11 protein-coding genes and 1 pseudogene are annotated in these 14,601 nt (G+C 34.4%); 11 read left to right on the top strand and 1 reads right to left on the bottom strand.

Annotated elements, in window-relative coordinates; all coding sequences use genetic code 11:
* The first annotated feature begins 3 nt into the window (after window positions 1–3).
* The 9 genes and pseudogenes from B7700_RS07105 (at window position 4) to B7700_RS07065 (ending at window position 12,489) form a co-directional block, all read left to right on the top strand.
* Window positions 4–1,728, top strand: a complete 1,725-nt coding sequence (locus B7700_RS07105; protein ID WP_084888027.1) for an ABC transporter ATP-binding protein — start codon at window positions 4–6, stop codon at window positions 1,726–1,728.
* Between the two features lie 21 nt (window positions 1,729–1,749).
* The gene (locus tag B7700_RS07100; protein WP_042768183.1) at window positions 1,750–2,337 is read left to right on the top strand and encodes an MptD family putative ECF transporter S component; all 588 of its coding nucleotides are present in this window, start codon (window positions 1,750–1,752) and stop codon (window positions 2,335–2,337) included.
* The gene (locus B7700_RS07095) at window positions 2,334–3,023 is read left to right on the top strand and encodes an energy-coupling factor transporter transmembrane component T (protein WP_162837406.1); all 690 of its coding nucleotides are present in this window, start codon (window positions 2,334–2,336) and stop codon (window positions 3,021–3,023) included. The genes B7700_RS07100 and B7700_RS07095 overlap by 4 nt, the downstream gene beginning before the upstream one ends.
* On the top strand, window positions 3,017–4,387 hold the full coding sequence (locus B7700_RS07090) for an ABC transporter ATP-binding protein (RefSeq protein WP_048773348.1): 1,371 nt from the start codon (window positions 3,017–3,019) through the stop codon (window positions 4,385–4,387). The genes B7700_RS07095 and B7700_RS07090 overlap by 7 nt, the downstream gene beginning before the upstream one ends.
* Before the next feature lie 247 nt (window positions 4,388–4,634).
* Window positions 4,635–4,904, top strand: a pseudogene (locus B7700_RS07085) (phage tail tip lysozyme); the annotation flags it as partial.
* Window positions 4,905–5,149: 245 nt separating this feature from the next.
* Window positions 5,150–5,560: a thrombospondin type 3 repeat-containing protein gene (locus B7700_RS07080; RefSeq protein WP_000387515.1), complete on the top strand. Its 411-nt coding sequence runs from the start codon at window positions 5,150–5,152 to the stop codon at window positions 5,558–5,560.
* A 47-nt stretch (window positions 5,561–5,607) separates the two neighbouring features.
* Entirely contained in the window at window positions 5,608–11,820 is a 6,213-nt protein-coding gene (locus B7700_RS07075) for an SNF2-related protein (protein ID WP_192855671.1), read from the top strand.
* A 74-nt stretch (window positions 11,821–11,894) separates the two neighbouring features.
* Complete coding sequence (locus B7700_RS07070) at window positions 11,895–12,179, top strand: DUF5962 family protein (RefSeq protein ID WP_000969643.1); 285 nt, start codon at window positions 11,895–11,897, stop codon at window positions 12,177–12,179.
* Window positions 12,180–12,192: 13 nt separating this feature from the next.
* Window positions 12,193–12,489, top strand: a complete 297-nt coding sequence (locus tag B7700_RS07065) for a DUF5966 family protein (RefSeq protein WP_084888022.1) — start codon at window positions 12,193–12,195, stop codon at window positions 12,487–12,489.
* A 13-nt stretch (window positions 12,490–12,502) separates the two neighbouring features.
* Here the strand turns inward: B7700_RS07065 and B7700_RS07060 are convergent, their stop codons facing one another.
* Window positions 12,503–12,700 carry a hypothetical protein gene (locus B7700_RS07060; protein ID WP_084888021.1) on the bottom strand — a complete coding sequence of 66 codons (198 nt, stop codon included), beginning with the start codon at window positions 12,698–12,700 and terminating at the stop codon, window positions 12,503–12,505.
* A 159-nt stretch (window positions 12,701–12,859) separates the two neighbouring features.
* On the opposite strand from B7700_RS07060, the gene B7700_RS07055 reads away from it, so the two are divergent.
* Together B7700_RS07055 and B7700_RS07050 are read left to right on the top strand one after the other, a co-directional pair.
* Window positions 12,860–13,501, top strand: a complete 642-nt coding sequence (locus B7700_RS07055; protein ID WP_084888019.1) for a peptidylprolyl isomerase — start codon at window positions 12,860–12,862, stop codon at window positions 13,499–13,501.
* Between the two features lie 9 nt (window positions 13,502–13,510).
* A complete protein-coding gene (locus B7700_RS07050; RefSeq protein WP_084888017.1) occupies window positions 13,511–14,596 on the top strand; it encodes a toprim domain-containing protein in 1,086 nt (361 codons plus the stop codon).
* The last annotated feature ends 5 nt before the right edge of the window (window positions 14,597–14,601 follow it).

Genomic DNA, 14,601 nt, shown 5'->3' with positions numbered 1-14,601 from the left:
CATATGGTTTCTTATTTTATGAAAAAATATGCGATGTCAGAAAAAGGCGCTCTTAACTTAAAAAAAGCCATATTTTCACACACGCTTGTTAATTTAACTAAATTGTTCGCACCAATGATCGGTTTTATGTTTCTGTTTCAGTATATAGGCATTTTAAAAAGTATTGAGAGTTACAATTTTACTTCTGTTCATTATATTGCACTAATTGTAGTAATGATGATTGTGATGTTCTTAATAGCGAGGTGGGATTATGTAAGACTTTACACCAATGTGTACAACGAGAGTGCAAATTCAAGAATTGAGTTAGCGGAAAAGTTAAAGAAATTACCTCTTTCTTATTTTGGTAAAAGAGATTTGGCAGACCTTGCGGAAACCATGATGAATGACATGAACTTATATGAAACAATTTTTTCTCATGCTGTACCTCATATATATTCAACGGCTATATCCACAAGTATTATTGCTTTAATGCTTATCTTCTATAATTGGAAACTTGCACTTGCAGCCCTTTGGGTAATTCCCATTTCTATTTTGATTATATTTTTATCAAAGAAAAGTCAGAAAAAAATAGTACAAGGCTGGATAGATGATAATCGTAAGGTTTTTGATAATCTACAGGAAAATATAGAGCAGATAGAGCAAATAAAATCTTACAACTTAGAAGATAGGATGTTAAATGATTTTTTTGAAAAATTAAATGCATCCACAAAACAGAAGACGAAAGGTGAAGTTGTAGCCGGAACACTTACAGGAATAGCTGCCGCAATTTTAAAGCTTGGAATTATAAGTGTTGCCGTTATCGGCGTCAACATGCTTATGGCAGGGGAGGTAAGTGCGCTGGTTTATATCGCATTTTTAATGCTTACAGCAAGTATTTATCTTCCTATAGAAGGAATAATCACCTTTATGTCAATGATAGTTATGCTTGATGCGGTTGTAGGGAGAATAAAGGAAATAAAGACCATGCCTGTTCAAAAAGGCAAAAAAGATATTGACATTAAAAATTACGATATTGAGTTCAAGGATGTTTATTTCGGATATGATGATTATTCTGTAATAAATTGTGTGAGCTTTACTGCAAAGCAGGGTGAAATCACTGCGCTAATCGGTTCAAGCGGAAGCGGAAAAACAACTCTCACCAAGCTTGCTGCAAGATTTTGGGATATAGATAAAGGAAAGATTTTGATAGGGGGAGAGGACATCGGTAAAATTGATCCGGAAACACTCCTTAAAAATTTCTCTATCGTTTTCCAAGATGTTACTCTTTTTAATTCAAGCATAAAAGATAATATAAAAATCGGTAAAAAAGATGCTACAGATGAAGAGATTATAAGAGCGGCTAAAATAGCAAGATGTTATGAATTTATAGACAAAATGCCGGATGGAATAGATACAGTAATAGGTGAAAACGGACAAAGACTTTCAGGCGGAGAAAGACAAAGAATCTCAATAGCAAGGGCAATACTAAAAGACGCACCAATCATATTGCTTGATGAGGCTACAGCATCTCTGGATGTTGAAAATGAAAGTCTAATTCAAGAGGCTTTATCCGAACTTATAAAAGAAAAAACGGCAATTGTTATTGCTCATAGATTAAGAACAATAAGAAATGCAAACAAAATCGTTTTATTAAATGCCGGAAAAATAGAAGCGATAGGGACAGATGAAGAACTTTGTAAAAGCTCGGAATTTTATAAAGCAATGCTTAGAAAATCAAATATTCAGTGAAAACTTATTTAGAAGGAAAATATAAAAATGGAAAAATTAAGAATTAAAGATTTAGTTACGATAGGTGTATTTACAGTAATATATTTTGTACTTATGTTTGCTTCGGGAATGATTGGTATTGTACCGATTTTATACTTGGCATACCCTACACTGGCAGGCATTATAACAGGAATAGTTATAATGCTCTTTATGGCAAAAGTTCAAAAATCATGGGGATTATTTATACTTGGGTTGATTTGTAGTCTTTTAGCAATTGCAATGGGAAATACATATGTAATATTGATACATGCTGTAATCAGTATGGCAATTGCGGAACTTTTAAGAAAAAAAGGAGAATATAAATCATTTAAATTTAATATGCTCTCATTTGTCGTATTCAACACTTGGATTTGTGGTTTCCTTATGCAAGTTTTGTTGGCTAAAGACAAGGTTATTAAACTGGCGGAAACAGGCGGTATGGGTCACGATTATATAATGAAGCTCATAGCACTTTTGAATTATCGAAGTATGGTATTAGTATATATCGGTGCTGTTGTCGGCGGGATACTCGGCGCATATATCGGTAAAGTCTTTTTGAAAAAGCATTTCGAAAAAGCTGGTATTGTATAATGCTCGTTTCTTTAGACAATCCATATAATCCCAATCCAATTAGTAAAATTTTAGTAAGTTTTTCACTTGGATTTGCTGTATTTTATAAAGTAAATACCTATTTTGAATGGGGAATTGTGCTTCTTATTTCATTTCTTTTTTTAATGAATGGATTTAAGAAAGAAGCCTTAAAAAACATATCATTTTTTGGGGTTCTTTCTTTGATACCTAATCTTGATGTAATTAGAAATATGAATGCGATTTTAATGATGTTTTTTATGCTATTTGCTGTATGTAAGATGTTTTATCTTCCATTTAGTGCGGGAAGTTTTTTTTTAAAAACATCGGATGTAGGAAGTGTAATATCCTCAATGGATAAAATGAATTTACCTCGTACTGTTTCTATACCAATTGCTGTAATGTTTAGGTTTTTTCCTTCATTTAGGGAAGAAAGTCACAATATAAAACTTGCTATGAAAATAAGGGGTATTACATTTAAAAATCCAATTTCATACATCGAGTATGTAATTGTGCCTTTACTTGTTATGTCTTCTAATATTTCTGATGATATTGCAAAGGCAGCAGAAACAAAATGTATTGAAAATCCTGTTAAAAAAACTAGGTACATATCCGTCAAAACGAAAACAGTTGATTTTGTTTATGTGCTTTCAATACTGATTATGGTTATAGGAGGAGCTTTATGGTAGAAATTGAAAATTTATCTCTATCTTATGGAAATTCTCCTAAAGTGTTAAAAAACATTTCTTTAGATGTAAAAAAAGGCGAATGTGTATTATTTACTGGGAAAAGTGGTAGCGGAAAATCTTCAATTATAAATTCTATCAATGGGTTAGCTGTACGATATGATGGAGCTTCTATGGGTGGAACCATCAGGATTGATAATAAAGATATTAAAAACCTCGAATTATACGAAATATCGCTCTTAGTATCAAATGTATTTCAAAATCCAAAGACACACTTTTTCAATATAAATACTACTCTTGAATTACTTCTCTATTTGGAGAATATAGGACTTTCAAAAAAACAAATGGATGAAAGACTAAATGATATGTTGGATTTGTTTCCGATAGAACATCTTTTAAATAGAGATATTTTTAAGCTTTCGGGTGGAGAAAAGCAGATTTTATGTATTGCTGCAAGTTATATATCTGGAACGGAAATCATTGTTTTAGATGAGCCTTCATCAAATCTTGATGAAGAAAACATTTTAATCATAAAAGAAATGCTTATAAAACTTAAAGATAAGGGGAAAACTCTTATAATCTCAGAACATAGAATATTTTATCTAATGGATATTGTAGATAGAGTTTTTTTGATTAAAGATGGGGAAATACAAAAGGAATATACTCAAATAGATTTTATGAAAATACCGTCTGAAAAGCTAAAGAAGTTAGGTTTAAGAAATAAGAATAGAGTAAAACTTACAGTACCCGAAAATGAAAATAAGGGAAATTTAGAAGTAAAAAACATTGAATTTAAGTTTAATGGCATAGATAAAAAATTGCATTTAAAAGACCTCTCTTTTGAAATGGGAAAAATTTACGGCATAGTAGGAACAAACGGACTTGGTAAATCCACTTTGCTCAGATGCCTTATAGGCTTAGAAAGAAAATCGAAGGATGAAATCTATTTGGACGGCAAAAGACTTTCAAAATCAGATAGGCTAAAAATATCATCCCTTGTAATGCAGGATGTTAATCATCAGCTTTTTACCGATTCTATTGCAAGTGAAGTAGGTCTTGGAATAAAAAATATTGAAAGTAGTTATGTTGAAAATATTCTGAAAAAACTTGATTTATATGAATCAAAAGATCGTCATCCAATGAGCTTGTCAGGTGGACAAAAGCAAAGGGTAGCAATTGCATCTGTACTATGTAAAAAATCTAAACTTATGTTTTTTGATGAGCCTACTAGTGGAATGGATTATTGCAATATGATGAACATATCCCATCTGATCAACGAATGTAAAAGCGATAAGAAAATAATATTCATTGTTTCACATGACCAAGAATTTTTAAATTCGATAGCTGACAATGTTATATATTTGTAAATATCCATAGTGATACTCATATTTGAAAAATCAAAATAAAGGAGATTTAAAGATGTAAGGAGATAAAAATATGAAATATCATGACATGATAATAGAAAATATAAGTGTATGTGAATTTCTTTTATCGTGTGAAAGTAAGATATTTTGTTTAGGAAAATTTTTATGCGTTATTAAATAATATAATAGAAAAAGAATACATTTCTAAAAGAGGACTTTTTACGCCAAAGTGTAGAAGTCCTCCTTTTTTATTATCACTAACGGAAAAGGAGAGAATGGGAGTCGTTTAACCTTATATTCCATTCATAATGGCCGTGCGATTGAGGGGACAAGAGTTCTAACGGGTGATGTTATCGGTGAAACACCAGATAATACAGGTTTGAAAGTTTCTTATCAAAAGTATAAGAACAAGAAAGAAAAATTGGTGTATGTCAATCTTCAATTTTATTTCCCAAAAGTCATTCAACTTCAGACTACTATTTTACCAGCAATTAGTCAGTTTGGTGGGGATGAGTTTGAATGAGCAAAACATATTTATGAGTTTTTGAAATCTCAAGGGCCAAGCGGTGGTAGACACCAGAATAAACCGACTGACTAGGTGGCTTACAGGTTCTGTAAGTCGTCTTTTTTACTTTAATAGTAATGTTTTACATTTTAAGGAGAACGCAGTTTTGGCTCGTTCTCTTTTTTTGTTGTGATACTTCTTTCAAGGAATATTTGATAGGATTGGAGTGAAAAAAGATTAACTAGGAAAGAAGGAAGTATATGGAAGCCATTTATCAACGTGATTCGGATCAAGATGGACTAACTGATGCTCAAGAATTGACGCTAGGAACCAATCCTCTTAGCGCAGATTCTGATGGTGATGGTCGTTCAGATTTAGTAGAAGTAGAAGAAGGAACCAATCCCTTAGAAAAGGATTTACAAGACATGGGCCAAACAAGTATAACTGAACCGTCTTCAGTATTTATGGAAATGAAACAAAAGATTTCAGATATGATGGAGAGTCACTACAAGGAATTTATACAGGCTCTGATTAGTATTGAAACAGGGATTGAAAACCAACAAGACCTAGAAGACTTATATACTTACTACATGAGAACAGATGCCGTTTCTCTTTTGTCTAGTGATTTAGAAACCAGTCCTCAAGAGGTTGAAATGGAGATAGAGTTGTAGGGGAATCATGTGATTCTCCTATTTTCGTATAGATGAAAGGAGCGAGTATGGAAGTAATGCAATTATTGGCTATGTTTCGTGGAACAATTCCAAAAGATAGGGAGAAAATGGGCCTATTTCTTCGTTATCAAGCGCAACATTTTGATGAGAAATGGCAAGACTTGGTAGAGAGTTTTTTGGCTGAAGAGGGCAAGATAAAAGAGATACCTCATGTCTATTCATTTCATCAAGATATTATTTCTTTCCTAGAGGCCAGTTCTGAAAATAATGACCAAGATCTAGAAAGTTACACAAGAAATTTTGGACAAGCAGGTCTAGATAAATTATCTCAATTAAGCAATTGGGAGAAAAACTTGGTGCTAGAAGTCGCAACCTATAACCTTTCCACTCGATTTCACATCCAATCTGGAAAAGAGAAGTTAGAACCATTAAGTGAGCTTGTATTTCATCAAAATCAGGATGTCAATTTAGTCAATGTCTATCGGGTTGCGAATAATCTATCTGACCGTATTAGTAGAGATATAGAGGAATTTCTTCTAATGGTTGACTCAAAAGAGCTTAAAAAAGAAGTTATTGAGATTCATTTTGAAGAAAAAGAGGGAGATGTTCTAGCTTATTTGGGTTCAGAATTGATGGCTACTTTAGATACCGTGACGGATCTTGTCCATCATGAAGAAAACTACACACAACTCCCACTGACACAAAAGCTGAAGATTATTACTCATTTTGATGAAGTAAAGGCTATAAGAAAAAAGTCTAATCAAGTAGAGGAATCTTTGTCTCCTTCAAGTGATGTTGAACAGGAAACGGAAGAAACGAACTCTTTTTCTAATGTCGATAAAATTGTAGAAGAAGCTTTGAGGGAATATCCAATCGGTTCACAAGTAAGTTATAAAGGACAAGTATTTCAGTTGGTTTCGATTGAAAATGCACAGTTAAATAACTTAGTTCGCCTAGAGCTATTCAATGATTCCAACCAGTTATTTGAAGAAAGTCCTATCTTATACTTGAACAGTTTAGAAGAGATTGAACAAGTATTGTCTATCGTAGAACTTGAAAAAGAAGATTCAGAGATTGATTCATCAAGTGAAAATCAGGAAATAGATTTGTTTTCCTACCTGGAAGAAGAAAAGGAAAAAGATAAGGAAACAGAATCAACACCACTTATTTCAAGTGTAGAAGAGTTGGATATTCCTGTTCAAGATTTTGTTTTTCCAGATGATTTAGAGGACTTTTATCCTAAGACAAATCGAGAAAAAATTGAAACGAATATCGCCGCAATTGAACTTGTTAAAAGATTAGAAAAAGAGAGACGACAAGCAAATCCAGAAGAACAAGAACTACTAGCCAAGTATGTCGGATGGGGTGGCCTTGCCAATGAATTTTTTGATGAACTCAATCCAAAGTATGAAACAGAACGTTTAACTCTTAAGAGTTTAGTAAGTAAATCAGAATACTCCACTATGAAACAAAGTTCTCTCACAGCCTATTATACAGACCCAATGATTATTCGCCAGATTTGGCAAAAGTTACTGGATGATGGTTTTGAGGGAGGAAGGATATTAGATCCTTCTATGGGAACTGGGAACTTCTTTGCGGCTATGCCTAGAAGTATACGAGATAAATCAGAACTCTATGGGGTTGAATTAGACAGTGTGACAGGCGCAATCGCAAAACAACTCCACCCCAATACCCATATTGAAGTGCGAGGATTTGAAGAAGTTCCCTATCAAAATAATAGTTTTGATTTAGTCTTAACGAATGTTCCTTTTGGAAATTTTCGCATTGCCGATAAAAACTATGATAAACCTTATATGATTCACGACTACTTTGTCAAACACTCACTTGATTTAGTAAGAGACGGAGGACAAGTGTCGATTATCTCATCTATTGGCACAATGGATAAGCGGACAGATAATGTCTTACAAGAGATTAAATCCAACACTCATTTTTTAGGGGGAGTTCGGTTGCCAGATACGGCTTTTAAAAAGATTGCAGGTACCCGAGTGACTACAGATCTCCTCTTCTTTCAAAAGGACCAAGCAAAGAATCTTAATGAAGAGGAACTTGTTTTTAATGGTTCTATTCCCTTTGAGGAGGATAAGCGTGTCTGGATCAATCCATATTTTGATGGGAAATACAATACACAAGTTTTGGGTGAATATGAGGTACGTAATTTTAATGGAGGTACTCTCAATGTTAAGGGGGTATCAGAAACATTAGCTACTGACATAATGAAAGCATTAGAGAATGTGGAAGCACTTAAACAAATTGACAATTCTTTGAAAGCACCTGTTTTTATCCAAGAAGAAGTGGATAATTCTATCCCAAGTCGTATACGTGAGGACTTAGCGCTCTATTCTTTTGGATACGAGGGAAATCAAATTTATTACCGAGATACGCATGGCATTCGGAACAGTTCAAAAGTAGACGAAATTAGTTATTATGTAGATGAGAATGGAGATTTTAAAGCTTGGGACAGTTCTTTGTCTGAACATAAAATAGATCGATTTGTGCAACTTCATTTGACAGATGAGGAAGCACTAGATGTTTACAAGTCAGAAGAAGCGAGTAAAAGAGGGAAATATAAGGGACTGTTCAAAAAAACTGTCTTTTATGAAAGTCCCTTATCGGATAAGGATATTGGTCGCATTAAGGGCATGGTTGATTTGAGAGAGACCTATCAATCCTTAATTGAAATTCAACGTCATCAAGATTATAGTCGGACAGATTTTCAGGTATTACTTAGTAAACTCAATCGTGACTATGACCGCTTTGTAAGTCAATTTGGATACTTGAATGCCTCCGTTAATCGGAACTTATTTGATAGTGACGATAAGTATTCTTTACTAGCAAGTTTAGAAGATGAATACATTGATTCTAAAGATCAGAAAGTAAAATATAAAAAATCTTTAGCCTTTGAGAAAGCATTGGTTAGGCCAGAGAGAGTAATTACAAGAGTTTCAACGGCTTTAGATGCCTTAAACTCCAGTTTATCGGATGGTAGAGGGGTTGATTTAGACTATATGGTATCAATTTACCCTGAACATAGCCAAGTTGCTATTTTAGATGAGTTAGGTGACCAGATTTTAATGGATCCGGAAAGCTATTTAAGAGGGGAAAGAAAATATCTTTCTAAGAACCAGTTTTTATCAGGAGATATTCTCAACAAGATAGAAGTAGTTCAACTATTAGTGGAGGAAAACAACCAAGAATATGATTGGAGCCATGCTTTAGATTTGTTAGAATCTGTTCGCCCTCCAAGGATTCATCTGGCAGATATTGAGTTTAAAATAGGGTCACGTTGGATTCCTCAATCCGTTTATGGTAAATTTGCCTTTGAATGTTTTACCAATCGTGAATTTGAATTGTCTTCGCCAGATGTTGAACAAGTCATTGAAGTGAATCCTGTCGATGGCCAGGTTCATTTAAGGACATCATTTGCTTATCGCTATCCAAGTGCCAAAGATAGTAGTCTTGGAGTCAGTGGGTCACGTTATGATACAGGAAGAAAGGTTTTTGAGAATTTACTAAATTCAAACCAACCGACGATTACTATGACTGTTACGGAAGGAGAAAAGAAAAAGACCATCACAGATTTGGAAAAAACCTCTGTTCTAAGAGCAAAAGAGCAGCATTTACAAGAGCTCTTTCAAGACTTTGTCTCACGGTATCCAGAAGTCCAACAAGTCATTGAGGAAAGCTATAATCGTCTTTATAATCGAACGGTTAGTCGAGAGTATGACGGTAGCCATCTAGTCATTGATGGCTTGGCACAAAACATCAGTCTTCGTCCTCACCAAGAGAATGCCATTCAAAGAATCGTAGAAGAAAAAAGAGCCTTGTTAGCTCATGAGGTAGGTTCAGGAAAGACCTTGACCATGCTTGGTGCTGGGTTTAAATTAAAGGAGTTGGGGATGGTTCATAAGCCTTTGTATGTAGTACCCTCTAGTTTGTCCGCTCAATTTGGCCAAGAAATCATGAAATTTTTCCCTACTAAAAAGGTCTTTGTGACCACTAAGAAAGATTTTGTGAAGGCGAGAAGAAAACAATTTGTGTCACGTATTATTACAGGAGATTACGATGCCATTGTCATTGGGGATTCTCAATTTGAAAAAATCCCTGTCAGTAAGGAAAGACAGATGAACTATATTGAGGATAAACTCAATGAACTACGAGAGATTAAAACACATTCTGAAAATAAGTATACCGTTAAAGAAGCAGAGCAATCAATAAGTGGTCTAGAGAAACAATTGGAAGAACTCCAACGCTTTAATCGTGATAGTTTTATTGATTTTGAGAACTTAGGAATTGATTTTCTCTTTGTGGATGAAGCACATCACTTTAAAAATATACGTCCGATTACTGGACTTGGAAATGTAGCAGGGATTACCAATACAACCTCTAAGAAGAACGTGGATATGGAAATGAAGGTTCGACAGATTCAGGAAGAACATGATTTTAAAAATATTGTCTTTGCGACAGGAACACCTGTTTCCAATTCTATTAGTGAGTTATATACTATGATGAACTATATTCAACCCGATATCTTACAACGCTATCAAGTTGATTATTTTGACTCTTGGGTAGGTGCTTTTGGAGAAATTCAAAACTCTATGGAATTAGCTCCTACAGGGGATAAGTACCAACCTAAGAAACGATTTAAAAAGTTTGTCAATCTACCTGAGTTGATGAAAATCTATAAAGAAACAGCCGACATTCAAACACAAGATATGTTGGATTTACCTGTACCAGAAGCCCATATTATCCCTATTGAGAGTGAGTTAACTGAAAACCAGAAACTCTATTTAGAAGAATTAGTTATGAGGTCAGATATGGTCAAATGTGGGACAGTTGATCCGAGCCAGGATAACATGTTAAAGATTACGGGTGAGGCACGAAAACTAGCAATTGATATGCGTTTATTGGACTCTAGTTATAGTCTAGCAGACAATCATAAACTACTTCAGGTAGTGGATAATGTTGAGAGAATTTATCGTGAGGGAATGGAAAATAAGGCTACTCAGATGATTTTTTCAGATATTGGCACACCTAAGAAAAAGGACAATGGTTTTGATGTTTATTCTGAGATTAAGACTTTATTAGTTGATAGAGGAATCCCTAGTAAGGAAATTGCCTTTGTACATGATGCCAATAGTGATGAAAAGAAGAATAGTTTGTCTCGAAAGGTCAATGCAGGAGAGGTGCGGATTCTCCTTGCATCAACTGAAAAAGGAGGAACAGGTTTAAATGTTCAGAGCAAGATGAAAGCAGTTCATCACCTGGATGTACCGTGGAGACCAAGTGACATTCAGCAACGCAATGGACGTATTATCCGACAGGGAAATGAAAACAAGGAAGTGGATATTTACCACTACATTACCAAAGGTTCATTTGATAATTATCTATGGGCAACTCAGGAGAACAAACTCCGTTATATTAAGCAGATTATGACTTCTAAGGAGCCGATTCGTGCTGCAGAAGACATTGATGAGCAGACCATGACAGCTTCTGATTTTAAGGCACTAGCAACAGGTAATCCTTATCTCAAATATAAGATGGAACTAGAGAATGATCTAACTCTATTAGAAAATCAAAGACGCGCCTTTCAACGCAGCAATGATCACTATCGTCATACAATCTCCTACTGTGAAGAAAATATGCCCATTCTTGAGAAACGATTAAGCAAGTATGAAGGCGACATTCAACAGTCTGAAATGTCGAAAGACCAGGCATTTTCTATGACAGTAGGCAAACAAGCTTTTGAGCAACGAGCTGAAGCAGGGGAATCCCTACACCGTCTTATCCGTCATAATCAAGCTGACAGCAAAGAATTCCGTACCCTAGCAAGCTATCGAGGATTTGACATTAAAATGCTTAGTCTTCCAACAAATCAACCTCTTCCTGAAACCTTCTCTGTTAAGATTGTAGGAGAAAATCAGTATTCTGTCAGTTTAGATCTGTATTCTCCTTTGGGGACCATTCAAAGGCTTCAGCATACGATTGATCACATTAAAGAGGACCAAGTGAAAACTCAGAACTTATTGGATGAATTAAAGGATAAATGGACTACTGCTAAGGTAGAAATTGAGAAAAACTTTCCAAAGGAAGAGGATTATCAAACAAAAAAGGCCGAATACGATGTACTTGCGCCATTGATTGAAACGGAAACGGATTTAGATATTATTGATCAGGCATTAAGGCAATTCCACGAAAAAGGAAACGAAAAGCAGGAACAACTTTCTTTTGAATTGGATTAAAAAATAGATACAAATAGCGGACAAGAAAAGAAAAGCGCGGTAGAATAAAGATAGAAAGAAACGAGGTAATAATTATGATGGAAGATACCTATTATCAATTAGAAGAGGCCTTGGTACAGGGATTTCAAACGCCTGAAGAATACCAAGCCTATAAGGAGTTAAAGGAACATTATGAGGAAGTGACAGGCGATTACAGTTTTTCCAAACGAGAACTCACTAGTCAATTGGAAATCTCTCTTCAGAATCATCGAGGTGTGGACTTTGAAGAACATGAGAAAGAGGAGTATTTGGACTTAGTTCAAAAATTAGAAGAGTTTGATTCCTCTCTTGCCACCCATTATCGTCAATTGATTGACTAGAAAGGAGAAAGTCATGAATGATTTACTCCTTATCCCAGTAATTTTTTTAGCAGTAGGAGGAATTCTCATTCTTTTATGGAGACTCTTTCTTATTGCCAGTGGACTTTTCCTGATTGGTTTTGTCAGTTTTCTTATTTTCGTTGAGGGTTATGGAATTTATTTGTTCTTTACTGAACCGACTTTATACTTTGATGATATCAGACAACATGGTTTAACTAGTTTTACGGCTGTGTACCTTTTCATCAATCTGATGTTGGTTCTAGGATTCAGTTGGCGTTTCATAAACTCCAAAACTAAGGAAAAAATGTAAACTTGTTAGATGGTTAAAAAACTTTATCTGAATCTAAATTTGGATAAGGTTTTTTATTAACCTTAATTCTTTCATATACTTCATAGCTAAATTGGAGCAATAATTTATGATAATTTTTATCCTCACTATTATTACTTGTATTTATGGCTTGTTTATGTCGTTCAATATGAGAAAGAGCTCTTATCAAATTTTCTTCTTTTAAATGTTTCATAGTTACATTATAAGCTGAAGACAGCTAGTTTTGATATTTTTCTCTGAACTGTACGATTTTGCGCCTGAAATGTAGGAATTACCTTTCGTTGTGATGTGATAAAACTTACAAGTTCTTTTTGTTATTCTTGACCTAGTTTTTATAGAAAGAAGGTCTAAGATGTTAAATAAAGTCAAAACTAAAGCCTTAATTAGTGTTGGAGCAGTGGCTGCAACTAGCTTTATTCTTATGATGGGATATACTGCTGGTCAACATTCTACTGCTAAACAAAGTCGCAAAGAAATCGAATTAGCTGCAGCTAAACTTGTAGAGGACAAACAAGCAGAAGATAAAGCAAGTATTTTGTCATCGGATACTGTAAAAGAATTTTTGACACAGTACTATACGAAAGAAAAACTAGGGGAAAATAATACACGTATTCAACCTTATATGACTGAATCGGCTTATTCTCAAGAATTGTCAAGTCAAAATGATGCCATGAACCAAGTGTATAAGGATTATATTTTGGATTATCATTTTGAAAAAGCTGTTATCTTTGTCAATCAGACTACGAATCAAGCTATTGCCATGGTCTCTTATAATGTAACCTATGTATCTGATTTAAAGAATGCCAACCAATCAAAGACCAATCAGACAGAAACCAGAACGGTTAAGTTGTCTTATTCGAAACTACCAGGTAAGTTATTGGTCAATCAAGTACAGGTTTGGAAATCTGGGTTAGATGATTTGGATAAGGCCACTCCCAAAACTTTGGAAGAATCCTCATCTGTTCCATCACTGCCAAATACTACAACAAAATGATGATATTGCATGGAAATAGAAGAATGTAAGCAAATTTCAATTCTTGATGTAGCCAATCGTTTGGGGATCTCCTTTAAACAAGTTTCGAGCAGTGTCTATGAACATCCTGAACACGATTCATTTCGGATTTTTTCAACTACTAATACTTTTAAATGGTTTTCAAGAGATATTCAAGGTGATGTCATTGATTTTGTTCGACTTGTTAAGGGAATTTCCTTTAAAGAAGCTCTAGCCTTTCTTTCTGAAGAACCTTTTCAAAAAGAAGCTGTTCAAGAAAAAAGAGAGAGACCATTTTATTATCCTTTAAAGAGAATAGAAGATTCTAACTGTAGTCTAGCCAGATATTATTTAACAGAATGTAGAGGAATCTCAGAAGAAATCATACAAAAGATGATTCAACAAGGTTTGATAGCACAAGCTAGTTGGAAAACAAATGAAACAGTTGAACCTGTTATTGTTTTTAAAAGCTTTAATCATCGTCACAAGCTGCAGGCAGCAAGCTTACAAGGGATTTATAAGAATCATTCTCTTCCTAGAGAGAGGTTAAAAACGATTCTAAAAGGAAGCCATGGACATGTTGGAATATCCTTTGACATTGGTAAACCAAATAGACTGGTCTTTTGTGAATCGTTCATCGACTTGATGAGCTATTACGAACTTCATCAACAAAGTCTATCTGATGTTCGTTTGGTATCTATGGAGGGATTAAAAAGGTCCGTTGTTGCTTATCAAACTTTACGACTGATAGCTGAAGAAAATCAGAAGTTGGAATTTTTAGATACAGTAATACCTTCAAAGTTATTGCCTTTGATCAATACAATTCGTGATACCACCAGCTATTTTGATAATCATCCTGATTTATTGACCCTGGCAGTAGATTGTGATGATGCAGGTAAAGATTTTTCTGATAAGTTATCTAGATCAGGATTTCCTGTTTTACTGGATTTACCTGATAATGAATCTGGGAAAGAAAAAAGAGACTGGAACGATATTCTTCGAGAAAAGAAATCAGATTTACAATTGATGATCGAGAATGCAAAAGAGACATTGAGGAATCAACCAGTAAGACAAACCTCTCAATGTTTAGAATTGTGATAACA

The organism is Streptococcus mitis (assembly GCF_002096755.1).
In the GTDB taxonomy this organism is placed as follows: domain Bacteria; phylum Bacillota; class Bacilli; order Lactobacillales; family Streptococcaceae; genus Streptococcus; species Streptococcus mitis_AC.
Note: the sequence above shows the minus strand (reverse complement) of the source record. Positions and strands in the feature narration are given on the sequence as shown.

Bases quoted from the DNA above. Each gene is read 5' to 3' on its own strand.
- B7700_RS07105 (WP_084888027.1), top strand. From the start codon at position 4: ATGGTTTCTTATTTTATGAAAAAATATGCGATGTCAGAAAAAGGCGCT.
- B7700_RS07090 (WP_048773348.1), top strand. From the start codon at position 3,017: ATGGTAGAAATTGAAAATTTATCTCTATCTTATGGAAATTCTCCTAAA.
- B7700_RS07080 (WP_000387515.1), top strand. From the start codon at position 5,150: ATGGAAGCCATTTATCAACGTGATTCGGATCAAGATGGACTAACTGAT.
- B7700_RS07075 (WP_192855671.1), top strand. From the start codon at position 5,608: ATGGAAGTAATGCAATTATTGGCTATGTTTCGTGGAACAATTCCAAAA.
- B7700_RS07070 (WP_000969643.1), top strand. From the start codon at position 11,895: ATGATGGAAGATACCTATTATCAATTAGAAGAGGCCTTGGTACAGGGA.
- B7700_RS07065 (WP_084888022.1), top strand. From the start codon at position 12,193: ATGAATGATTTACTCCTTATCCCAGTAATTTTTTTAGCAGTAGGAGGA.
- B7700_RS07060 (WP_084888021.1), bottom strand. From the start codon at position 12,700: ATGAAACATTTAAAAGAAGAAAATTTGATAAGAGCTCTTTCTCATATT.
- B7700_RS07055 (WP_084888019.1), top strand. From the start codon at position 12,860: ATGTTAAATAAAGTCAAAACTAAAGCCTTAATTAGTGTTGGAGCAGTG.
- B7700_RS07050 (WP_084888017.1), top strand. From the start codon at position 13,511: ATGGAAATAGAAGAATGTAAGCAAATTTCAATTCTTGATGTAGCCAAT.